Here is a 22,740-nt window from a genome sequence, read left to right as displayed (position 1 = left end):
TTGAGAGAAAATTAACAAACAAAATTGCATAATTTCATTTGGAATAGAAAGTGATTTTGGAACATGTAATTTTCTTTAAAAATAACAAAGGATAAATTTAAAAATATCTATGGGAGTTGATTTTATCGTTGAAGTATTAGGTCAAGTAATTAACTTGATTAATGGTCATTTATGGAACTTATTTTTGCCACTTCTTATAATATCAGGAACCTTTGTAACTTATAGAACAATAAAACTTTTTAATATTGTAAGTGAAAAGGACAAAACTAAAGGGAATTTTTCAAAGATGAAAAGCTCCCTGTCTATATCATTATCATCTAAAGTGGGAACAGGTGCTATTATTGGAGTTTTAACAGCTATGTGGAAAACATCAAGTAATGGTATCGGAGGAGAAAGTATAGTTTTATGGGTTATTATTGGAATGTTTTTATTAGTTCCCCTAACGTATTCAGAGGTATTATTTTCTCAAATAACCATGAAAACTCCTAGAGATTTTATAGATTATAACATAAACAAAAAAGCAGGAGCTATATATACTGTATGCTTAGTTATATTATATTCATTTGGTTTTGTAGGATTTCAATTAACAGGAATACAGAGTGTTGTAAAGATATTTTCTAGACAAAATTTTAACTATCAATTTACGCAGAGTGGATTACTGTTTTATATAATATTACCACTTATCTTAGCAGTGTCGATTATAGTTATAACAAAAAATCACAAACTTTTTATAAATACTTTAGGGTCTATGATATCTTTAGTAATTTTGATTTACGCTATATTCTTTATGATATTTTTATTTTTAACAATAGAATTTGTTCCTGAGTATATATCTTTTATTTGGAAGGATTTTATAAAGTTTAAATCAGCTTCTATTGGAATACCAATAGGTTTTATAATTGGATTTCAAAGAATTATTCAAATAAGTGAAACAGGTTTAGGAACTAGTGCATTGGCAAGTTCAGATGCAGAAAATTCTCCAAGACGAGAAGCTTTAATTCAAACAATATCAACTGTTATCACAACATTTATAGCTGTTGTAATAACATCATATGTGTTTACATATGGACGATATAACCTGGCTAATGTAAAGTTAAGCGGAAATGGATTTGAAAGAATTTCAGGCTATTTAACAAGTGTAGTTTCTGTAACAGGAGATTTAGGAGCAGGAATTATAATTATTTTCTTTATCTTATCTGGATTAACAACAGTATTAGGAGCATTTCACTTTTTAAATAGGACTATGCATATAAGTCAAAATAAAAGAATTATATTTTATATAAGTTTAATAACATTATCTGGAATACTTAGTGTTTCGAATTTTGATGTGATTTTTGATGCAGCAGATTTACTTATGTTTATAGTAGCTTCTATAAATATTTTAGCAATGTTTATTTTTGTAATTAAATATATAAAAAACTTTAAGATAAAGTAATGGAGGGATACAGATGAGTAGAAAATTTTTAATAGTTGGTGGAGTTGCTGGTGGTGCATCTGCAGCTGCGAGACTAAGAAGACTGAATGAAGATGACCAAATAATAATGTTTGAAAGAGGACCTCATGTATCATTTTCAAATTGTTGTTTACCATATCATTTAAGTGGTACAGTAGCAGAGAGTGATGATTTAGTTCTTATGTGCCCAGACAAGTTTTTAAAACAATACAGAATAGAGGCTAGAGTAAATAACGAAGTACTATCTATTAATAAAGAAAAGAAAGAAGTAACAGTTAAAAATTTATTAACTGGAGAAGAGTATACTGAATCATATGATAAATTAATATTATCTCCAGGAGCAAAAGCAATAGTTCCTAACATTCCAGGAATTGAAAATGTAAATATATTCACAGTAAGAAATGTTGTGGATATTGCTAAATTAAATAAGTTTGTAAACACTATGGAAACTAAAAATGTATCAGTAATTGGTGGTGGATTTATTGGAGTTGAGGTTGCTGAAAATTTAAAGGAAGCAGGATATAATGTAACTTTAATTGAAGCTATGCCTCAAATCATGAAACCATTTGATTATGATATGGTACAAGTTCTGCATAAAGAGTTACATGATCATGATGTAAATCTAATTGTAGGAGATAAAGTAAGCTCTTTTGAGAAAAACACAGTTGTTTTAGAATCAGGAAAGAAAATAGAAGCTGAAACAGTAGTTATGGCAATTGGTGTAACTCCAGAAACTGAATTAGCTGTAAATGCTGGATTAGAATTAGGTGAAACAGGAGCAATAAAAGTAGACCAAAACTTTAGAACTAATGATAAAGATATCTATGCAGTAGGAGATGCCATTGAAGTATATAATGCATTAACTAACTCTATGACTAAATTACCTTTAGCTGGACCAGCTCAAAAGCAAGCTAGAGGAGTAGCAGACCATATTCATGGAAAGCCAGTATTAAATAGAGGATTTATTGGATCATCTGTAATTAAGGTATTTAACTACAATGGGGCTTCTACAGGTTTAAATGAAGGACTAATTAAGGCTCTTAACCTAAATATTAACTACGATATAGTTAAAGCAATTCCAGGAGATAAAGTAGGGCTAATGCCAGGATGTGAAGAAGTCCACTTTAAATTAATTTACGAAGTACCAACAGGAAGAATATTAGGTGCTCAAGCAATTGGTAAAGGAAATGTTGATAAAAGAGTAGATATAATTGCTACAGCTATTAAATTTGGTGCAACAGTAGAAGATTTAAGAGATTTAGAATTATGCTATGCTCCACCATTTGGAACAGCCAAAGATGTAGTTAACCACGCAGGATATGTAGCTTCTAACTTATTAAATGATACATTTAAGCAAGTACGTGAAACTGATGTAAGAGAATTAATTGAAAATGGTGCTTGCATAATAGATGTAAGAGAAAGACATGAATATGAGCAAAGTCATATCATAGGAGTTATGAATTTACCACTTAGTGAAATTAGAGATAGATTAGACGAAGTTCCAAAAGATAAGCCAATTTACTTACATTGTAGAAGTGGACAAAGAAGCTACAATGCAGTATTAGCATTACAACATCTAGGATTTGAAAATGTTTATAATGTATCAGGTGGATTTATGGGATTATGTTTCTATGAATACTTTAATGATCAAACAACTGGAAGAGAAAAGGTTGTTACAGATTATAATTTTGAATAAAAACTTAGGGGCGTTATGCCCCTTCATATTGAATAATGTTTTACTGTGGAATTATAAGAATATTTATATTAGAAAACTTTATAGATGAAATTAAAAAAATAAAAATACACATAGAAGGGAAGTAAACAAATGAAGAAAAAGCAAGTATTTATTGGATTTGCACTTTTAATAGCATTGTTTATATTTGGTGGAATACAATATGCAAAAGATTATAGATTAGCGTTACACTTATTTATTGGATTAACAATTGGATATGTTATGCAAAGATCAAGATTTGGGTTTGCAGGAGCAATTAGAAAGCCATATTTAACTGGAGATAGTAGTTTAACAAAAGCATTAATGTTCTTATTTTCAATTACATTATTAGCAACAGCAGCTATACATTATGGTGCTTATGTTAATGGAGCAGATGTATTTTATAGAGCAGTTGAATCAGGCGCTGCTGTAATTCCAGGTTCTGATTATGTTGAACCAGCTAATATAGCTACTATAATAGGTGGTATATTATTTGGTATTGGTATGATGTTAGGTGGAGGATGTGCTTCAGGTACACTTACAGATGCAGGAGAAGGAGAAGGAAGAGGATTAATTGTACTATTCTTCTTTTCAACAGGAGCATTATGGGGAGCACATGATATGCCTTGGTGGACACAAAGTATATTCTTTAAAATAAAGAAACAACTTTATTTACCAGATGTTTTTGGATTTATGGGAACTATAATTCTTTCATTATTAGGATACCTAGCGATTTATATTATAGCTAAAAAATATGAAGATAAGAGAAGAAAAGAAAACACACTACAATTAGAAGAATATGCTGATTGGGAAAAAGAATTATCTGAACCAACAGAGTATAAATTCTTTAGTAAAGAAACTTATCATAAGTTCTTTGTTAAAAGATGGTCTTATTATACTGGTGCAGTATTAATAATGATTATGTTTGTGGCAATATTGGTTACAACAGGTACAAGCTGGGGTGTAACAGCTGTATTTGCACACTGGGCAGCTTGGTTCTATCAAGCATTAGGACTAATAGATGTTTCTAGCTGGGGATGGTTCTCTGGAAGAATGGATGCTATAAATGGTGGATTCTTTAATCACCCAGGTTCAATGAGAAATATGGGAATATTACTAGGAGCATTAATAGCACCACTATTAGCAGGACATTTCTCATTCAAGAAGAATTTTAGATTAAAGGACATTTTATTCTATGCAATTGGTGGTTTATTAATGGGATACGGAGCTAGAATAGCTTTAGGATGTAATGTAGGAGCATTATATTCAGGATTATCTAACATGTCATTATCAGGTTGGGTGTTCATGCCATCATTAACAATTGGTGGAATATTAGGTGTAAAATTAGCTAAAAAACTTAAAGTTAAAATCTAATTGAATAGAAAATAGGCTTCAGTAAACAATAGGTTTATAAGCTTTGGAAATAAATAAAAATACTACTCCTTTCTTATCTTTTAGGAGTAGTATTTTTATGCTTAGAATTGCAAAAATAAAAAACTTTATTGACGATAGTTCAAAATTGAAATAAAATGAAGTTGGTGATAATAATGAAAATAAAAGTAAGTGCTATTGCAACCTACAATTCTTTGCTAAGAGATAGGATAAATGATTTTTTAAAGATGAAACTTAAGGAAGTTGGAGCAGATGATTTAGTTCCAAGCTATGGTTCGCTTTTATATGTGGTTTATACGCATGGAGGTAGAGTTCAAATTAGTGTTCTTTATAATACTCTGTTAAAGCAAAAAACAACTATTACAGAAATGATTAATAGGCTTGTAAAGTTGGGGTATCTTAAAAAAGAAAAGTGTGCAGAGGATAGACGGGTTACTTATGTAATAGCAACAGAAAAAGCTATGGATATTAAAAAGAAATTCGATAATATTTCGGAAGATCTGCTAAACAAACTATATGATGGATTTACTGAAGGAGAAAAATCAGAGTTTGTTAGATTAATGCAGAAAGCAATAAAAAATTTTTCTTAAGATAAAAATCTCTTAAGAAAAATTTTAAATAAAAAGTTCAATTTTGGACTAAAATCTAATTAATTTTATATTTTATTGAGGTGAACTATGAAAAATAATAACAAGAAATTTATTTCACGTTTAAAATTAAGTGAATATTGTCACCAAATTCAATTGAATAAAAAATATCAATATGAAAATTCAGGACTTATATTAGAAGAACGAAAGGAAATAGTTAATTATTTATTAAATGTACTAATAACAGAAGATAAGAGTTTATTTAGTAAAAGAATTCCAAATGATTATGAAATCAAAAGGAAGCTGTTACGTGCTTTGTTAAATATTAGAGAACCGAAACCATTAGAGTCTACTTTCTTACAGCCGTTAAATTGTTTATTGCAAAGTGAAGTTTATGAGAAAGGAATTGTAGAAGTGGATAAACTTAACTCTGTTTCAGAGTTTATGTCTAGTAGTTCTTTTAAAAATTGTCATAAATTTATATTATGGCAAGGAGATATTACCAGACTTAAAGTTGATGCTATAGTTAATGCAGCAAATAGACAAATGCTAGGTTGTTTTCAGCCGTTACATAATTGTATTGATAATGTTATACATTCAGCGGCAGGTCCTCAGCTTAGAGAAGATTGCCAAACAATTATGAATATACAAGGGGAATTTGAAAAAACAGGTGATGCTAAAATTACAAGAGCATACAACTTACCATCTAATTATGTTTTACACACAGTAGGTCCTATTGTGCCCAAAGGAACATCTGTAAGTGATAAACAAAAAACAGAATTAGCATATTGTTATAATTCATGCTTAGATTTAGCTAATGAGATAGAAAATATAAAATCTGTAGCTTTTTGTTGTATTTCAACAGGTGTATTTGGTTTTCCAAAGGGAAAAGCAGCTGAGATTGCTGTAAGAACAGTAAATTCATGGTTAAATGAAAAAAATAATAGGTTTGACAAAATTATTTTTAATGTTTTTAGTGAGGATGATTATAATGAATATATTAGAATATTTCAAAACCAATAATATAAAAAAGGTTTTTAAGAATTTAGAAAAAGCTGATTGTGTACTTATTGGAGCAGGTTCTGGACTATCAGCAGCGGCTGGAATTGATTATACTGATACTAAAAGTTTTGCTAAAGACTTCCCTCAACTTACAAAAAAAGGATTTAGTTGTCATTATGAGTTGATGGGTTATACAAACTGGAGTAAAGAAGAACAGTGGGCATATTTGGCCACTAATGTAAATCATGTAAGATTTCAATTACCACCAAGTCCTATATATAAAAAATTATTTGATTTAGTAAAAAATAAAGATTATTTTGTAATTACTTCAAATGTAGATGGAATGTTTTATAAAAGTGGATTTGACGAAAATCGGATTTTTACTCCACAAGGTGATTATGCTCGTTATCAATGTTGCACACCTTGCACAAATGAAACATGGCCTATAAAGCCTGTTATAGATAAAATAGTACAAAATATTGACTACAACACGTTAAAAGTAACAAATCCAGAGCTCATTCCGCGTTGTCCAAATTGTGGAGGACATGTATATTTAAACGTAAGGGGAGGCTCTTGGTTTGTTGAAGAGCGATATATGAAAAAAGGCGAAGAATACTTAAGATGGATACAAGAATCATTTAATAAAAAACTTTTTGTAATGGAATTTGGTGTTGGTTTTAATACACCGAGTGTAATTCGTTGGCCATTTGAAACGATTGTAAAAAAGCATCCCAATGTGAAATTTTTAAGGGTAAATAAAGACTATCCTCAAGTTCCTCCAGAGATTAAGTACGAATCTATAAGTATTAAAGATAATGCGAAAAATGTAATAGTAAATATGGAAGAATATTTGTAAGAGGATGTCTTGGCACTCCAATTATGTTTAGAGGTAAGGTTACAAACTTATTTTGTTTAAATATGCTAAAATAATTATAAATAGGCTATATATTGGGGAGGTATGTTAATTGATGAGTAAAATTATTTATAGTATATTTGGAATTTTCACTATAGATAAGAAAGAGTACACATGAAATTCATAGGTTATAGAACGTTAAAAACAGGAATTGGTACTTCAATTGCAATAATTATTGCAAAACAGTTAGGTGTGCAATATGCTATATCTGCTGGTATCATTACTATTTTAAGCATTCAAAATACAAAAAAACAATCTGTTAAAATAGCTTTTCAACGAATAGGTGCTTGTATTTTAGCTTTATTTATTTCGTCTATTCTTTTTAAAATCTTTGGTTACAATGAGATAATCTTTGGTGTTTTCTTATTGATTTTTATTCCTGTAGCAGTAAAAGTCAATGTAGGAGAAGGTATAGTTGTAAGTTCCGTACTTGTAACACATTTATTAATTGAAAAATCAGTTGATATATTCTGGCTTAGAAATGAGTTAGAACTTATGACAATTGGGATTGGTGTAGCATTATTGTTAAATCTTTATATGCCAAGTATAGAAGGTCAGATTAAACAAGATCAAATTTATATTGAAGAAAAGATGAAAGAAATTTTATTTCGTATGGCAAAGGCATTGAAGGCGCATCAAGTTTCATTAAAAGAAGATGATTTGTTTAATAGTCTTGAAACTAGATTGTATAAGGCACGAAGGCGTGCATATATTAATTTAAATAATTATTTTCTTTTAGATGCCAGTTATTATGTACAGTATATGGAGATGAGGATGCAGCAGTATGAAACTATAAAACGAATGAAAGAACATTTTCAACGTTTTTTTATGACTTATAGTCAGACGATTATGATAGCTAAGTTTACAGAAAAGGTTGCTCATTCATTATATGAAGAAAATACAGCTGAGCAGTTGGTTCATGATTTATATATCTTAAGAGAAGAGTTTAAAAAAATGCCTCTTCCTTCAACACGAGAAGAATTTGAAAATCGAGCAATGCTTTTTCAATTTTTAAATGATATGGAACAATTTTTAGAAGTGAAGCATGAATTTAAGCAAAACTTAATAACCAAAGAAAGCTAATAGGTTTATGGAGTAAAGAATTAGGGGGAGAGTATATATGCAAAATTTTGATGCCATTTGGAAAATTTATTCCGATTCTTTTCCAAAGGAGGAGCGTAGAACTTTAGAGCAGCAAATCAATATTTTGAATAAGAATAGATATAATCTAAATCCTATATATCATGAGGATATGTTAGTTGGATTTTATGCTGTTTGGGATTTGGATACTTTTCTATTTATTGAACACATAGCTATTGATAGGAAATTTAGAGCAAAAGGCTGTGGGAGTAAAGCTATAAAAAATATTATTCACAAATTTGATAAAATAATATTAGAGGTTGAAAAGCCTGAAACATATGAAGCAAAACGTAGAATAGAATTTTACAAAAGATTAGGATTTCATCTTAATAACTATGATTATGAACAGCCTGCATATGATGATAATAAAGAAAGTGTGCCTTTACTTATAATGTCTTATCCAAATAAAATTAATGAGAATGAATTTGAAAATGTTAAGAACAAACTTTATAAAATGGTATATAAAGTATAAAAAAAGGAGTGTTTATATATCATTTTGTATTACGTAAAAGAGTTAAGTAAAATAGAGCGAAAGAGTAAAGAAAATATATATTTTTTTCAAGAAGAATTCTATTTAAAAATAGGATTCTTTTTTATTGTGAGCAAATAGAAAAATGTTGAAACATAGGAAAAAATGTTGAAATATACAGAAATAGTATGTATTATATGAAATGGTGCGTTATATCTAATAGACAATAGTAAATAAGCATTGTATTTCATAGAAAGCTATTTCAAAAGGAGAGAAGAAACTCATGTTAAAAGAATCAAAAAGCAAAAAGGAATCTAGAAAAAAGCTTACAGAAATCTTAAAGTTTAGAAAAATAAGTACAAAAATTACTTTAGCTATTACTGTTTTAGTATTTATGCTTTCTTTTATTTTAACAACCATAAATATAAGTAGAAGTTCAAAAATAATAGAAAAAGAAGCTAAAAAAAATCTCGAATTGTTATGTGAAAGTAAAGCAAATAAATTTAATTTAATACTTCAAAAGTCAGAAAGCTCTATTCAATCATTGAGTGATAATATATTTGGTTATTTTGATCCTATAAGTTTAAAAAACGATGAAGAGTATGCTAAAGAATTTGATAAGGTAATTTCACAAATAGTTAAGGAAGTTATGAAAGAAAGTAAGGCATTAAGTATATATGCAGTTTTTAATCCAGATTTAATAGGAAAAGCTTATGATATAAATTTTTCAATGAAAAATGGACAATTAAAAAGAGAAGATATGTTTAGTATAGAGGAATTTAAGGAAAACTCAGAAAAAATGAGCTGGTATTATACTGCAGCAAAAGAGAAAAAACCAATTTGGTTAAAGCCTTACTTTTGGAAAGCATATAATACTGAAATTATCTCATACGTAGTTCCTTTATATGTTGATGATAAATTAATAGGGGTAATTGGTGCTGATCTTGATTTTAAAATTTTTAAAGATGATATAAATAATATTAAAGTATATGATAATGGATATGCTTTCTTATTAGATGACAAATATAACTATTTAGTACATCCAACTTTAACAATGGAAGACAATATGGCAAAAATAGGAGATGGAGCTTTTACTTTTATAACTGAAATAATGAATAAACAAAAATCGGCATTAGTTGAGTGCAAATATAATGGTGAAGATAAAATAATGAGCTTTGCAAAGGTATCTAATGGAGATGTTATAGTTCTTACAGCATCAAAATCAGAAATATTTACTCAAATGGAGTCTTTAAGGTGGTTTATGATTTTATTAGCGATTGTTGGTGTATTCATTGTAAGCATTATTGGGTTATTTTTAGGTAAAAATATTTCTAAACCAATTTTAAAAGTAACAGAGTTACTTAATAAAACTGAACAATTAGATTTAGAATATGATTCAAGTTGTGAATTTATGTTAGATTATAAAGATGAAACAGGAGTTATGGCAAGGGCGTTATTAAATACAAGAAGAACTTTAAGGCAGTTTATAGGGAATATAAAACAAAATTTTGATAATATTAATGATGAAGCTAATAATTTAGCTAGTGTATCACAGGAAATGTCATCTTCATCTGAAAATGTATCAAATGCAATACAAGAGGTAGCAAGAGGCTCAGGAGAACAAGCAGAAGGTTTAATAGATACTAGCAAAATATTGAATGAGTTTAGTGAAGAATTAGAAAGTATTGTACAAGCAATAAAAGAAATTGATATAAACGCTAAAGGGGTTCAAACTGTAGCTGATAAAAGTAACAATAATATGCAGGTAGTAGTAGAAACAGTTGTAAATGTAAGAGATTCTTTCCAAGAATTGATTTTAAAGATTACATCATTGAATACAAATATAAGCAAAATAAATGAAATATCAAACTTAATAAATAATATTGCAGATCAGACTAATTTACTTGCTTTAAATGCAGCTATTGAAGCGGCAAGGGCAGGAGAAGCGGGAAAAGGATTTGCAGTAGTTGCAGATGAAATAAGAAAGCTTGCTGAACAGTCAAAATCTTCTGCAGAAGATATAAATGGCTTGGTAAATAAAATATTAGAAGATACAGATAATATGGTACAAACTACTGATGTAGTAAATGGGGAATTACATAATCAAAATAAAGACATAAATATTGCAATAAATTCATTTAAGGAAATAATAAGTGCTATAGATGAAATAATTCCACAAATAGAAGTTGTAGATAATTCAGCTTTAAATATAAATAGTAAAAAAGATAATATCGTAGAAAAAGTGGAAGAAGCCTCAGCTGTTTCAGAGGAGGTTTCAGCATCAAGCGAAGAAATAGCTGCATCATCAGAAGAAATGAGTGCTTCTACAGAAGAAGTAACTTCAGCTGCACAAACATTAAATAATATGACAGAAAAAATGACAGGAGAAATCAATAAATTTAAATTATAATAGTTAATCAGTAATTTAATAAATAGGCGTAAAATCTAAGATTTTACGCCTATTTATTATTTATTTTAGTTTAGGGAAATAACATTTATTTGCTTCAATAAGAGCATCTAAAATTTCTTTTGCTTTAGGAACAGAAGGTACAGTTGCATTTAGAGCTAAAGCTTTTAGTGCTTTTTGATATGAACCTTCAAGTGCAGCATCTACAGTTAATTTTTCATAAGTGTTTTGAGTAACCATTAAAGATTTATAAAATTCAGGAATTTCAATTGATTTATTAACTTCGGCACCATTTTCGCCTATGGTACCAAACGTTTCTATAACAATGTCATTATCCATGTTAGAGAAAGAACCGTTATTTACTATGTTAACCATAAATCTTTCATTTGTATCGTGAGCTATTGCAACAGCTTGGTCAACAATGAAGTCACCATGAGCATCTAAATTGTGAGTAAATCCTTTTGTAGAATCAGCTTCAATAACAGCTTTACATTCTTCAAAAGTTCTCTTTCTTCTTCCATCCATTACTTCATTTGCACGAGTATAGTTTGGATTTGATTTTTTAACCATTGCTTCAGGGAAATAGTAATACTGCATGTAAGTAAGAGGTATATATTCAGGAAAAGCTTTAACTCCTTTTGATATATTATTAAATGTTTTTACCCAGCTGTCGTCTAGGTGTCCAAAGTCTACAAGAGTTATTCCTTTGTCGCTTAAAAGAATTTCTTTTAATTTAGGAAGTAATTCTTCTCCTTCTTTATTTTTAATTGAAGTAAACCAACCAAAATGATTTAATCCAAAGTATCCAAAAGTTAAATCTTTTTCTTCGTATCCAAGAGTAGCAGCCATTGCCATTTGCTGAACTATAGGCATATCACAAATAAATAATGATTTAGATTGTGGAACTTCTCTTCTAATTGCTTCAGCTAAAATAGGTAGAGGATTTGAGTAATTTATAATCCATGCATCTGGTGCATATTTTACTACATCTTTAGTTATTTTAACCATAGGATGTATACTTCTCATTGCAAAAGCAAAGCCACCAGGTCCACATGTTTCTTGTCCTACTAATCCATGGGCCAAAGATACTTTTTCATCTTTTTCACGCATTTCAAGTCCACCAGTTCTAATTTGAGTAAAAATAAAGTCTGCTCCTTCAAAGGCTTCTTTACGATTAGTAGTCCATGTTACTTCAGCAGGAAAGTTCTCATCTCTAAACATAATTTTTAGATATTTACCCATGATTTCTAAATTCTCTTCATCAATATCCTGTAAAATTAATTTTTTTAGTGGCATTTTAGTATAAGCATTCATTATACTTCTTACTATTCCAGGAGTATAGCTGCTTGCTCCACCAACAATAACAATAGTATATTTTTTCATTTTTATTCCTCCTCAAAGAATAAAATAATTTCAAAATTAGTTGTCTAGACGTCTATACATGTATTGTATTTTATTTTGTTCTTTTTGTCAATGTTTTAGAAGTAAAGTGCTGCTAGTTTTTATTTAACATTACTTGATTTATCTGTTATAATTAAGGGCGATAATGAATAAGGAGTGAGTTTTGTGCTAGATAAAAATTCAACAAAACCGATATATAGTCAAATTTCAGATAGCCTTAAACGCAAAATAGAAAAAGGAGAGTTTGAAATAGGTAAGACAATACCTTCAGAAGGTTCACTAGCTGAAAAATATAAAGTAAGTAGAATGACAATTAGACAGGCAATAAATACTCTTGTAGAGGAAGGGTATTTATATAAAAAACGTGGTATAGGAACTTTTGTAGCAGATTTTAAACTTAGACATGATGCATATAAATTAAAAGGATTTACGGAAGAAATACTTGAATTAAATAAGAAACCTAATAATAAAGTTATAAAGTTTGAAGTTATAGATGCTCAAGATGTAATAATAGAGAAATTAGAAAGTAATCCAGGAGAATCAGTATATTTAGTTGAAAGATTAAGATGTGTAGATGATGAGTGTGTGATTTTTGAAAGATCATATCTGCCTGTTAAACTATTCCCCAATTTAACTGGAGATGATTTAAAAGGGTCTAAGTATACATATGTAGAAGAAGTTAGAAAAGAGAGAATAAAGGAAAGTATACAGGAAATAGTTCCAGAGATTATAGAAGAACCCATTAAAACTCTATTAGATATGAAAGAAAACACACCAATTCTAAAGGTAAAATCTCAGACTATACTTGAAAGTGGAATTATATTTGAATATACAGAAACATATTTTAAATCCAATCGTTATAAATTTATACAAAAAGCTTCAAGATTTTAGTAATAATAATTTTTTATAGACTATATTATATATTTTTATATAAGGATATATGAAATCATTACCACATTGAGTCAATACTTAATGTGGTTTTAATTGTTTTAATAGATATATAATTCGTTTATGTGTTATACTAAATTTTGCATAGTAATAATAGGAAAGGAAGTAATTGTGTGGGAAATGTAGTTGTAGTAGAAAATAAATCTTATGTAAGACAGAACATTATTACGGTTTTAAATTCACTAGATATAAATTTAATTGAAGCATCAAATTCAGTAGAGTTGTTTAATGAATTATATAAATTAAAAAATAATGTTGATTTAATATTAATGGAAACTAATTTAGGAACGGAAAATGCATTTGAAATAATGGATAAACTAAGAAAAAAAGATATTAATATTCCTATTATTTTCTTATCTGCAGATAAAAAAAGAAGTACTATAATAAGAGGAATTATGGCTGGAGCTGTAGATTATATAATAATTCCTTGTTCTGATGATATATTGACAAATAAGATTAAAAAACATTTAAATTTACATAAAGAAGAAAATATTGAAGAAAAAAGTTTAAATATTAATTTTAAAGATTATTTAACAGGGGAATTAAGAAAGGCAGCAAAGGGTAAATATTCAGTTTCAATATTAATGCTTTTATTAGATTCAGATAATAAAGATATAGTGTTTGATAATTCAAACATAATATATAAAGAATTAAAAAAATTATTCTGGGAAACGGATTTATTTGTAAAGTTTGGCTCAAAAAGTTTTATTGGTGTTTTTCCTTTTGCCAGTAAAAAAAATGTATCAGTTATAAAAGATAAAATAGATAACTTATTTATTGAATCAAAGATAGTCAAAGAAAATTCTTTTAAAATAGAGAATATTTCAGTGACGTATCCAGTAGATGGTAGTGATATGGATACGTTGCTTGAGAAATTATTAAATAATAGATAATAAATTTGATTAAGGTATCAATATAAAAATTTATTTATAACTATATTGAAAAGTAAATATACATATAATTACGTTGAAGTTATTTTCAACGTAATTTTTGATTTTTCTAAAATAATTAAGTTTAGAAATTAATTTAAAGTCAGTTATATTTAATGGCTTTATTTTTTTTATTGTCTTTAATATTTTTTGATGAATGATATTTAAAAAAGATGAATTTATTTACCAAATATGGTATTATACTATACAGATAGTTAACAAAATACAATAAAAGACAATAAAATACAATAAAAGACAAAATTTATAATAAGATAACAACCATGAATAAGAAAAAGGTAATTTCTAGAGAAAAGTATTAAAAGTATAAATTATTAAAAGATAAGGATGAGTAATTTATGTTTAGAAGAAATAAAGTTAAAAATGAAATTAGAGAAGAAAGTGAAAAAATAATTAAATTAGAGGGGAAAATGGCTACTTTAGAAGGGATTGTAAATGCAATACCTGATCCATATTATGTAAGGGATATGAATTATAAGATAATAATGTGGCCTAAAATTATGCAGGAGCTTACAGGTTATAGTGAATCAGAAGCATTAGGACTTAAATGCAAAGATGTATTTGAAACTCCTTATTGTTCAGATTGTCCAGTGCAAAAATGTGCTGAAAAACATGAATGTTTAAGAGATGTAGCTACTTATATAATTACAAAAAACGGTGAAAAAAATCCTTCACTTATATCTAGTTCTGGAATTTTCAATAAAGATGGTGAACTTATAGGTATAGTAGAAATTGTAAGAGATAACCAACTACGTACTAGAACTATAGAGACGATAAATTCACAATCGGAGCAGTTAAGTGCTGTGTCTCAAGAATTAGCAGCATCATCTGAGGAGGCAGCTGATTTATCCAAGAACATAAATAGAAAATCGGCAGAAGTGCTGGAAAGAGTAAATGAAGGTCTAGACTTATCTATAAATGTTCATAAAAAGGCAAATGATTGTGATACATTTGCAATTGAAGTTAAAGATAAAGTGAGAGAAGTGACTAAGTCAATGCAAGTATCAGTAGGGTTAACTGATGAATTAAAACAGAAATCTGAGATGATTACAAATATAATATCAGCAATACAACAAATTGCTTCACAGACTAATTTACTATCTTTAAATGCTTCTATAGAAGCTGCAAGAGCGGGAGAAGCAGGCAAAGGATTTTCAGTTGTTGCTGGTGAAATTCGAAAGCTTGCGGAAAATACTAATACATTTGCTAAAGAAATAAAGGATAATATAGATGAAATTAATAATTTAGTACAAGGTGTAGTGAAACATCTTAGTTTAACTGAGAATGATTTATCACTTGGAGATAAAGGAATTACAGAGTTATTAGCTTATATAAAAGAAATGGATGATATAACTAAATCTCTTGCTGATGGTATGAAGAAAAATGAAAACTTATTGAGACAGAGTGTTGAAGACAATGATAGTTTAAGTCGATCAGTGGGAGGGGCATCTGAAGTAAGTCAAGAATTAGCAACTATAGCACAAGAACTACAAAATGGAATGGATTTATTGAATCAATAACTAATTACTAAATCTAATTAATAAAATAGCGAGTAAAATTACTATAAAGTAAGTATAATTTTACTCGCCTTTAATATCATTTAAACCGATAATTTTAATTCATTTGTTTTACAATTAATACACATTCCGTCTTTAATGCTTACTATTCTATCTGCAAGCAATTCCGATTCATATGGATCATGAGTAACAAGAAGAATACTTATTTTAAAATTTTTCTTATATTCTAGGAATTCTTTATAAACTATTTCCTTTGTTGTTTTATCTAATGCTGAAAAGGGTTCATCAAGCATTAATACATTTGGCTTTACAGCTAGTGATCTTGCCAATGCTACTCGTTGTTTTTCTCCTCCTGATATCTGGTTAGGCTTTCTATCTTTAAGATGTTCAATTTTAAAGATTTCAGTAATATACTTTATATAATCCATATTATAATCCTTTTGATTTTTTACTCCAAACAATATGTTTTCTTCTACTGTCATATGAGGAAATAAAGCATAGTTTTGAAATAAATAGCCTATATGTCTATCTCTTATTGGTAAATTTATATTACTAAAAGATGAAAATATTGTTTTATCATCTATTTTAATAATTCCTTTATCAGGAGTTTTAATACCCGAAATACAATCTAAAATTGTTGTTTTCCCTGAACCAGAAGATCCTTGTAATGCAACTACTTCATTATCTAAGGTTAAATTGCATTTTAAATCAAAATAGTGTAATTTTTTTATTATATCTAACTGTATCATTTAATCCTCCTGATATCAATTAATATATGTATCATTAATTCTCAAATACTAGGGCTTTGTTTCAGTGTAGTCTTTCTTTTTTAACCATCCGTTTAGACCAAATATTAAAACAAAGCTAAAGACTACAACTACTCCTAAAAGAGTATTTGCTACTTCTGTATATCCATTATCTACAGCGAAATATATTGCAGTAGGAATAGTTTGAGTTTTACCAGGAATATTTCCTGCAACCATAAGAGTTGCACCAAATTCTCCTAGTGCTCTTGCAAAAGATAATACTATTCCACTTACTATACCTGGCCATGCGAGAGGAAAGCTTATTTTCCAGAAAATACGCCATTCACTTGCACCAAGAGTTCGTGCAGCATTTTCGTATATATGGTCAATATTTAAAAATGCAGCCTTACAGCTTTGATACATTAAAGGTATTGAAACCACTGACGCAGCAATACAAGCAGCAGCTGGAGTAAATATAAGGGTTATATCAAATGTGTTGTATAAAAAGTTTCCTAAAAAAGACCTTTTGCTCATCAAAATAAGTAATCCATACCCTGTAATTGTTGGTGGAAGAACCATCGGTAAAATAATCAAGGATTCAAGTATGTCTTTTGCCTTAAAATTGTATTTAGTGAATACTCTAGCAAGTAACATTCCAATTATAAATGTAAAAATTGTAGATACAAAAGCTACTTTTAATGATAGAATAATTGGCTCTAATATCATAATAATTACCTATTTTTTAATAGGATCAAATCCGAATTTTACAAACATATCATGGGCTTCACTGCTAGAAAGATATTTCATGAATTTCTTTACACCTTGTTTGTTTTTACTATTTTTTACTATTGCCATTGGATATACAATAGGCTTATGAGATTTTTCATCAAAGGTTTGGATTTTGTAACTTTTATCCAATAAAGCAACATCTGTATTATAAACAATACCAGCAACTGCCTCGCCACTTTCTACATATTGAGCAACTTGTTTCACAGTTTTTCCATATACAATTTTATCCTTTAGAGGTTCCCATAATTTATAATGTTCCATAGTTTCTTTTGCATATTTTCCTGCTGGAACAGATTCAGGTTCTCCAATACTTATTTTAACATCCATATTTTTTATATCAGAAAGCTGCTTGATTTTATCTTTATATTCTTTAGATGCAATTAAAACAAGTGAGTTTTTTAATAAATCAACTCTAGTATCTACATCAATTAGATCTTTTTCTTGTAACTTGTCCATTTTACTTTTTGAAGCTGATAAAAATAAGTCTACTGGGGCACCTTGTTCTATTTGTTTTTGTAAAGAACCAGAAGATGCAAAGTTAATTGAAAGCTTAGCCTCTGTTTTTCCTTCATATTTTTTTTGTATTTCAGTTAATACTTCATGTAAACTTGCGGCAGCTGATACTGTTATATCTAAATTCTCTTTATCATTACTTGCTGCAGCGGTACTCTCTTTTACCTTAGAATTACCACATCCAAATAATCCTAAAACTAAAGTACACATAATTAAAATACTAAAAAGTTTTTTCATATTTAATCCCCCCAATTTTTTACTGTATATTATTAATATAGGAGTAATGATTATTTAGTGCAAGTATAATATATAAGCTTTTGGTCAATAAATGTATAATATTTAACTATATTGTAAGTTTTTCTAAAAATTTCTTGAAATTATGATTTTATCTAGAAAAATTGTATAATTTTTCAGTAATAGAGCCCTAAGTCTTTTAAGATTTAGGGCTTCACATTTAGGTTATTTACATTTGTTGGTGATTTATCAAGAGCTTTGGTACAGTGATGGTGTAATATTTTAAAACCAGTTTTGTTGAAGCCATTCTATAGTGGATTCAAGACTATAATTTTCTGCTAGGCATCTTAAGTAAGGAACTTCTTTATAATCATCCAGTATAATTGGATAAGGTAATTTAGGATTTATACGGAAATATTGATTACCAAGAAGGTTAGAACTATAGTATATATTGGCTTGAGTTTGACAATCAAATAGTAGACCTATTAGATGAGGGCAATTTATCCACTGAAGAGTACCCCAGTTTGATGTATCTACATTAATTTTCAAAGGATAAAATCCTGTACCAATAGATAATAAATAAATTTCATCTAAATTTTTATTGCCAAAATCTTGATTTTTAGCAATAGAAATTGCTGCTATACTAGGATTATTAGCTATGACACCCCCATCAATATGGTTTTTATATGAAGGAAAATAAATAGGGGCTGAGCTGCTATAAAGTGCTACATCAATAACTTTTTCGTACTTGGTATTAGAGTTAGGAAAATTGTTGTAGAAGACTGGTTCATAATTACCAGAGTTAGAGGCAATTATTTTAAATGATGGTATTAGTACATGATGTTCTAAGTCTTTTAGACGTAAAGATTTAGGAAAAATATAATTTAATAGTTGTATTAGATGTTTGTTATCATGCTTGGGTCTACACAAATAAGGGTATTTTGGAGTGAAGATAAATTTAGCAGCTTTTTTAGTATACAGATTTACTATTTTTTCTGGGGTTAAACCATAAGATAGCCCTAGAGTCATTAAAGCTCCTGAAGAAGTACCAGAGAAAAGATCAGTTATGTTAATTAAGTTTGGAAAATGCTCATATAATCTTTTAAAAAGTATAGAACATATAATTCCACGTACTCCACCACCATCAAATGTTATGATTCTATATTTAGACATAAAGTAGCAACCCCTTTTATAATAAAAACAATAATATATTTTAGTTTAGAGTTAAACAATATGCATATATATATATATGATTTAAATAAGCGTATGGTGATGAAAAAAAGAAAGAAGAGAGACTCTTAGTTAATAGAGAGTCCTCTTCTTTTGCAATCTTATAATTTATTTTTGAGGAACGGGTTTTATCACTTCTTTTATAAAGAGATTTATAAATTTTTCCCAGTCTAGGTCATATTGAACTAGCACTTTCTGTGCACCTTCAGCTCCAGGCCATATACGATTCCAACCTACAGATGTACCGTAATTCATTCCATGATTAATATCTACATCAACATAAAGATCTTTTGTTTTAACAATGGTTGGATTTATTAAACTGGCAACTGCAACCTGATCATACATTAAATATACGTGATCAGGATTTTTCGCATATTGAGGCCCCATAGTTTCTTTAATTAGGCGTGTGATTGGAGTATCAACTGTAACCAGCTTTTCATACCAGTTTTTAGTCAAATGAGTCTTTCTGGATACATTTAAAGGAGACAACGTAATTGGAATACCTGAACGAAGCACTACTTTAGCAGCTTCAGGATCAACCCAAAAATTAAATTCTGCATTTGGAGTTACATTCCCAGCACCGTCTGGTAGTCGTGCTATAGCACCTCCCATGATAACTAATTGTTTAACATTTTGAGCAAATCCAGGTTCTTGGCGAATAGCTTTTGCAATATTTGTGAGTGGGCCAATGGCAATTATAGTTATTTCTCCTGGATTTTCTCTTACTGATTTAACAATAAAATCAACAGCACTTTCCTTTTCAGCTTTCTTTTTAGCAAAGCCTCCTGGAGGTTTTGAAGGTGCTTCATCAGACCACCATTTACCCCAAACACTCTGTGCATATTCTGTTTTTTCGTGAACTAAAGGCATGTTAGCTCCAACAAAAACAGGAATATCTTCACGATTAGCAATTTCTAACATGCGAAGTAAGTCGGCGGTAGCTTGTTCTACACTATTATTTCCTGCTACTGTTGTAATTCCTATAAGATTAATTTGGGGAGAATTTAAAGCCAATATTGTAGCTAATGCATCATCTTGTGGAGGCATTGCGAAGTCAGTATCCAATATAACTTTATGAGACGTTGAACTTAATACTACTTTATTAGTTTGTAAATCTAATATTGGCTTATGAGTTTCTAGAGAAGTTATTATACATAAACTAAACATTACAATTATGAATAATGACAACTTTTTTTTCATGATTTATCCTCCTGAACAGTTTTTATATATTTTTATTGTTTCTAATAAAAAAGATTAAATGTACACATATTAAATTAAGAATATATAATTTTTTAATAAGGGAGTGATATAAATGAAAATTGCTGCACCTAAAAATGGAGATGATATAAATCAACATTTCGGAAAAAGTAAGAGTTTTGCTGTTTTATCTGTTGAAGGTAATGAGATTACAAGACAAGAAGAAATTGCAATTGGAAATGTACATGAACATAATCATGAAGGACTTGCAAAATTTTTGGCAAGTGAAAATATATCTGTAATTCTTGCTGGAGGAATGGGAGAGGGCATGTATGATGCTTTAGAATCAGAAGGGTTTACAGTTATAAGAGGAGCTTGTGGCAGTTATAAAGATGCAGCTAACCAGTACTTAAATGGGGAGTTAAAGGATAAAGAAGCTATGTGTAGTCATCATGGAGAGCATCATCACTAATAAAAGAATATAAACTGTAATTGTTTTAAAAATAAATAAGCCAACACAACTAGGAATTATAAGTTGTGTTGGCTTAAATTATAAGCTAAGTTAAAAATATTTAGTTGTTTTTTAAAAATGATAGTATTTTTTTTTCATATTCATTTTTATTAGTGAGATAAGACCTTATATGACCTGCCTTTTTAGTAATCCAAATATCAACAAGTTTTTTATTTGGAACAGCTTTATAAATAAGTTCACTGTTATGATAAGGAATTGCTTTATCATTTTTACTATGAATCAATAACAGACGTTTATTTTTCAAATTAGCTACAGCATCAATAGGACGTACACTATCTACATCTACTCCTTCCATAATTGGAATTGTAGATAAAATTATATTTGTAAACGGAAAAGAGGGAAGATGAGACCAATGTGGTAAATTGTCTTTAAGATAATTTCTTAAATTAGCAAATGGGCTATCAGCAATTATTGTTTTTACATCTTCTGACTCTGTACCAGCTAATATGGATGAAACAGCTCCCATAGACCATCCAATTAAATGTATATTGTTAGAATGTTTTTGGCTTTTTGCAAACTTAATAGCACTTAAAACATCATATTTTTCAAATTGACCTATAGAAGAAATTGAACCCTCTGATTTTCCAGAAGCTCTAAAATCAAAAACAAGAACATTATAACCAGCTTGTACTAATTTTTGGGCAAGATTTAATACGGAAATATCACGTAAACTTCTGTTATCACCATATCCATGTGAAAAAATAACAGTTTCATTAGTTTGGTTTATGTTTTTAGACTTTTGAGAAGGAATCCACCAACCTTTTAATGAAATATTATCATAAAGACTGTGAAATGAAATATCTTCATAAATTAGCCCGTAGTTACTAGGGGAGTCATTAATAGCATCTCTTTTGGGTCTTGTTAAATTCCAACCGACGTAAATAGAAATAGATACTATAATCAAAGATATGATAAGAAAAAATGAAACAAATAAAATTACTGTTTTCTTAGGAAATGCTTTTGGCTTGTTTATATTTTTAGCAGTATTCATTTTATTACTCGCTCCTTTTAATATCTAGTGCAGTCTACGCTACACCGACTTATTTTATTATAATAAAAATAGATAAAATAAGCCAACATTTGACAAGGCATATAATAACATAATCAAATATTTTTTTAAACAAAAAGATAATGTTTGATTAAATATAAAGTCAGATATTTGTAAAAAATAAGTCCTCATGCGTTTATTATAAAAGCATGAGGACTGCTGAAAAAAGTTTTATTAACCTAAATGAATTTCACCATGTTTTTCATAGTTTGTTATTTTATCTATTGAATTATCTTCATTTATAAAAACTACTTTAGGTTTGTGCTCTCTATATTCTTCTTCATCAATTTCGCAGTAGCACATAATTATAATCTTATCTTGAGGTTGAACACATCTTGCTGCCGCTCCATTTAAACAGATAACTTTACTTCCACGTTCTCCAGCTATTACATAGGTGTGAAATCTGTTACCATTGTCTATATCTACTATATCAACCTTTTCATATTCTAATATATTTGCAGCATCCATTAAATCTTTATCTATTGTTATACTTCCTACATAATTCAAGTCAGCTTGTGTTACTACGGCTCTATGTATTTTTGATTTTAATATATTTAATTTCAT

21 protein-coding genes are annotated in these 22,740 nt (G+C 28.8%); 13 read left to right on the top strand and 8 right to left on the bottom strand.

Features of this window, described 5'->3' with window-relative positions:
• The first annotated feature begins 109 nt into the window (after positions 1-109).
• The 9 genes from OXH55_RS01230 to OXH55_RS01190 all read left to right on the top strand — a co-directional run bounded on the left by OXH55_RS01230 (position 110) and on the right by OXH55_RS01190 (position 11,077).
• Positions 110-1,435, top strand: a complete 1,326-nt coding sequence (locus OXH55_RS01230; RefSeq protein WP_268047583.1) for an alanine:cation symporter family protein — start codon at positions 110-112, stop codon at positions 1,433-1,435.
• Positions 1,436-1,448: 13 nt separating this feature from the next.
• Complete coding sequence (locus OXH55_RS01225) at positions 1,449-3,149, top strand: FAD-dependent oxidoreductase (RefSeq protein ID WP_268047582.1); 1,701 nt, start codon at positions 1,449-1,451, stop codon at positions 3,147-3,149.
• A 129-nt stretch (positions 3,150-3,278) separates the two neighbouring features.
• Complete coding sequence (locus OXH55_RS01220; RefSeq protein ID WP_268047581.1) at positions 3,279-4,538, top strand: YeeE/YedE family protein; 1,260 nt, start codon at positions 3,279-3,281, stop codon at positions 4,536-4,538.
• A gap of 173 nt (positions 4,539-4,711) precedes the next feature.
• A complete protein-coding gene (locus OXH55_RS01215) occupies positions 4,712-5,146 on the top strand; it encodes a MarR family winged helix-turn-helix transcriptional regulator (RefSeq protein WP_268047580.1) in 435 nt (144 codons plus the stop codon).
• Between the two features lie 87 nt (positions 5,147-5,233).
• A complete protein-coding gene (locus OXH55_RS01210) occupies positions 5,234-6,166 on the top strand; it encodes a protein-ADP-ribose hydrolase (RefSeq protein ID WP_268047579.1) in 933 nt (310 codons plus the stop codon).
• Positions 6,135-7,001, top strand: a complete 867-nt coding sequence (locus OXH55_RS01205) for an SIR2 family NAD-dependent protein deacylase (RefSeq protein ID WP_268047578.1) — start codon at positions 6,135-6,137, stop codon at positions 6,999-7,001. The genes OXH55_RS01210 and OXH55_RS01205 overlap by 32 nt, the downstream gene beginning before the upstream one ends.
• Before the next feature lie 171 nt (positions 7,002-7,172).
• Positions 7,173-8,141: an aromatic acid exporter family protein gene (locus OXH55_RS01200; protein ID WP_268047577.1), complete on the top strand. Its 969-nt coding sequence runs from the start codon at positions 7,173-7,175 to the stop codon at positions 8,139-8,141.
• Positions 8,142-8,178: 37 nt separating this feature from the next.
• Positions 8,179-8,670 carry a GNAT family N-acetyltransferase gene (locus OXH55_RS01195; RefSeq protein WP_268047576.1) on the top strand — a complete coding sequence of 164 codons (492 nt, stop codon included), beginning with the start codon at positions 8,179-8,181 and terminating at the stop codon, positions 8,668-8,670.
• 280 nt (positions 8,671-8,950) lie between these two features.
• Positions 8,951-11,077, top strand: coding sequence for a methyl-accepting chemotaxis protein (locus OXH55_RS01190; protein ID WP_268047575.1), 2,127 nt, complete (start codon positions 8,951-8,953; stop codon positions 11,075-11,077).
• Positions 11,078-11,137: 60 nt separating this feature from the next.
• On the opposite strand, the gene OXH55_RS01185 is transcribed toward OXH55_RS01190, so the two are convergent.
• Positions 11,138-12,457 carry a family 4 glycosyl hydrolase gene (locus OXH55_RS01185; RefSeq protein WP_268047574.1) on the bottom strand — a complete coding sequence of 440 codons (1,320 nt, stop codon included), beginning with the start codon at positions 12,455-12,457 and terminating at the stop codon, positions 11,138-11,140.
• Between the two features lie 183 nt (positions 12,458-12,640).
• Here OXH55_RS01185 and OXH55_RS01180 point away from each other — a divergent pair, with 183 nt between their 5' ends.
• From OXH55_RS01180 to OXH55_RS01170, 3 genes are all read left to right on the top strand, one after another.
• Positions 12,641-13,366, top strand: a complete 726-nt coding sequence (locus OXH55_RS01180) for a GntR family transcriptional regulator (RefSeq protein ID WP_268047573.1) — start codon at positions 12,641-12,643, stop codon at positions 13,364-13,366.
• Positions 13,367-13,536: 170 nt separating this feature from the next.
• Positions 13,537-14,316, top strand: a complete 780-nt coding sequence (locus OXH55_RS01175) for a response regulator (RefSeq protein WP_268047572.1) — start codon at positions 13,537-13,539, stop codon at positions 14,314-14,316.
• Between the two features lie 392 nt (positions 14,317-14,708).
• Positions 14,709-15,890 carry a methyl-accepting chemotaxis protein gene (locus OXH55_RS01170; protein ID WP_268047571.1) on the top strand — a complete coding sequence of 394 codons (1,182 nt, stop codon included), beginning with the start codon at positions 14,709-14,711 and terminating at the stop codon, positions 15,888-15,890.
• A gap of 80 nt (positions 15,891-15,970) precedes the next feature.
• On the opposite strand, the gene OXH55_RS01165 is transcribed toward OXH55_RS01170, so the two are convergent.
• The 5 genes from OXH55_RS01165 to OXH55_RS01145 all read right to left on the bottom strand — a co-directional run bounded on the left by OXH55_RS01165 (position 15,971) and on the right by OXH55_RS01145 (position 20,599).
• Entirely contained in the window at positions 15,971-16,636 is a 666-nt protein-coding gene (locus OXH55_RS01165; RefSeq protein ID WP_268047570.1) for an ATP-binding cassette domain-containing protein, read from the bottom strand.
• A gap of 48 nt (positions 16,637-16,684) precedes the next feature.
• Positions 16,685-17,359 carry a molybdate ABC transporter permease subunit gene (gene modB / locus OXH55_RS01160; protein WP_268047569.1) on the bottom strand — a complete coding sequence of 225 codons (675 nt, stop codon included), beginning with the start codon at positions 17,357-17,359 and terminating at the stop codon, positions 16,685-16,687.
• Between the two features lie 9 nt (positions 17,360-17,368).
• A complete protein-coding gene (modA, locus tag OXH55_RS01155; protein WP_268047568.1) occupies positions 17,369-18,172 on the bottom strand; it encodes a molybdate ABC transporter substrate-binding protein in 804 nt (267 codons plus the stop codon).
• A 279-nt stretch (positions 18,173-18,451) separates the two neighbouring features.
• Entirely contained in the window at positions 18,452-19,342 is an 891-nt protein-coding gene (locus OXH55_RS01150) for a patatin-like phospholipase family protein (RefSeq protein WP_268047567.1), read from the bottom strand.
• A gap of 165 nt (positions 19,343-19,507) precedes the next feature.
• Complete coding sequence (locus OXH55_RS01145) at positions 19,508-20,599, bottom strand: nucleoside hydrolase (RefSeq protein WP_268047566.1); 1,092 nt, start codon at positions 20,597-20,599, stop codon at positions 19,508-19,510.
• A gap of 112 nt (positions 20,600-20,711) precedes the next feature.
• Between OXH55_RS01145 and OXH55_RS01140 the strand changes: the two genes are divergently transcribed.
• Positions 20,712-21,068 (top strand): NifB/NifX family molybdenum-iron cluster-binding protein, encoded by a 357-nt coding sequence (locus OXH55_RS01140; RefSeq protein ID WP_268047565.1) that lies wholly within the window; start codon positions 20,712-20,714, stop codon positions 21,066-21,068.
• A gap of 100 nt (positions 21,069-21,168) precedes the next feature.
• On the opposite strand, the gene OXH55_RS01135 is transcribed toward OXH55_RS01140, so the two are convergent.
• Together OXH55_RS01135 and panD are read right to left on the bottom strand one after the other, a co-directional pair.
• Entirely contained in the window at positions 21,169-22,119 is a 951-nt protein-coding gene (locus OXH55_RS01135; RefSeq protein WP_268047564.1) for an alpha/beta hydrolase, read from the bottom strand.
• A 231-nt stretch (positions 22,120-22,350) separates the two neighbouring features.
• The gene (gene panD / locus OXH55_RS01130; RefSeq protein WP_268047563.1) at positions 22,351-22,740 is read right to left on the bottom strand and encodes an aspartate 1-decarboxylase; all 390 of its coding nucleotides are present in this window, start codon (positions 22,738-22,740) and stop codon (positions 22,351-22,353) included.

This window comes from Clostridium ganghwense, assembly GCF_026735165.1.
Lineage (GTDB): Bacteria > Bacillota > Clostridia > Clostridiales > Clostridiaceae > Clostridium_H > Clostridium_H ganghwense.
The sequence above is the reverse complement of the archived record's forward strand: the minus strand, read 5'-3'. Positions and strand labels throughout refer to the sequence as shown.

Bases quoted from the DNA above. Each gene is read 5' to 3' on its own strand.
- OXH55_RS01230 (WP_268047583.1), top strand. From the start codon at position 110: ATGGGAGTTGATTTTATCGTTGAAGTATTAGGTCAAGTAATTAACTTG.
- OXH55_RS01225 (WP_268047582.1), top strand. From the start codon at position 1,449: ATGAGTAGAAAATTTTTAATAGTTGGTGGAGTTGCTGGTGGTGCATCT.
- OXH55_RS01220 (WP_268047581.1), top strand. From the start codon at position 3,279: ATGAAGAAAAAGCAAGTATTTATTGGATTTGCACTTTTAATAGCATTG.
- OXH55_RS01215 (WP_268047580.1), top strand. From the start codon at position 4,712: ATGAAAATAAAAGTAAGTGCTATTGCAACCTACAATTCTTTGCTAAGA.
- OXH55_RS01210 (WP_268047579.1), top strand. From the start codon at position 5,234: ATGAAAAATAATAACAAGAAATTTATTTCACGTTTAAAATTAAGTGAA.
- OXH55_RS01205 (WP_268047578.1), top strand. From the start codon at position 6,135: ATGAATATATTAGAATATTTCAAAACCAATAATATAAAAAAGGTTTTT.
- OXH55_RS01200 (WP_268047577.1), top strand. From the start codon at position 7,173: ATGAAATTCATAGGTTATAGAACGTTAAAAACAGGAATTGGTACTTCA.
- OXH55_RS01195 (WP_268047576.1), top strand. From the start codon at position 8,179: ATGCAAAATTTTGATGCCATTTGGAAAATTTATTCCGATTCTTTTCCA.
- OXH55_RS01190 (WP_268047575.1), top strand. From the start codon at position 8,951: ATGTTAAAAGAATCAAAAAGCAAAAAGGAATCTAGAAAAAAGCTTACA.
- OXH55_RS01185 (WP_268047574.1), bottom strand. From the start codon at position 12,457: ATGAAAAAATATACTATTGTTATTGTTGGTGGAGCAAGCAGCTATACT.
- OXH55_RS01170 (WP_268047571.1), top strand. From the start codon at position 14,709: ATGTTTAGAAGAAATAAAGTTAAAAATGAAATTAGAGAAGAAAGTGAA.
- OXH55_RS01165 (WP_268047570.1), bottom strand. From the start codon at position 16,636: ATGATACAGTTAGATATAATAAAAAAATTACACTATTTTGATTTAAAA.
- modB (WP_268047569.1), bottom strand. From the start codon at position 17,359: ATGATATTAGAGCCAATTATTCTATCATTAAAAGTAGCTTTTGTATCT.
- modA (WP_268047568.1), bottom strand. From the start codon at position 18,172: ATGAAAAAACTTTTTAGTATTTTAATTATGTGTACTTTAGTTTTAGGA.
- OXH55_RS01150 (WP_268047567.1), bottom strand. From the start codon at position 19,342: ATGTCTAAATATAGAATCATAACATTTGATGGTGGTGGAGTACGTGGA.
- OXH55_RS01145 (WP_268047566.1), bottom strand. From the start codon at position 20,599: ATGAAAAAAAAGTTGTCATTATTCATAATTGTAATGTTTAGTTTATGT.
- OXH55_RS01140 (WP_268047565.1), top strand. From the start codon at position 20,712: ATGAAAATTGCTGCACCTAAAAATGGAGATGATATAAATCAACATTTC.
- OXH55_RS01135 (WP_268047564.1), bottom strand. From the start codon at position 22,119: ATGAATACTGCTAAAAATATAAACAAGCCAAAAGCATTTCCTAAGAAA.
- panD (WP_268047563.1), bottom strand. From the start codon at position 22,740: ATGAAATTAAATATATTAAAATCAAAAATACATAGAGCCGTAGTAACA.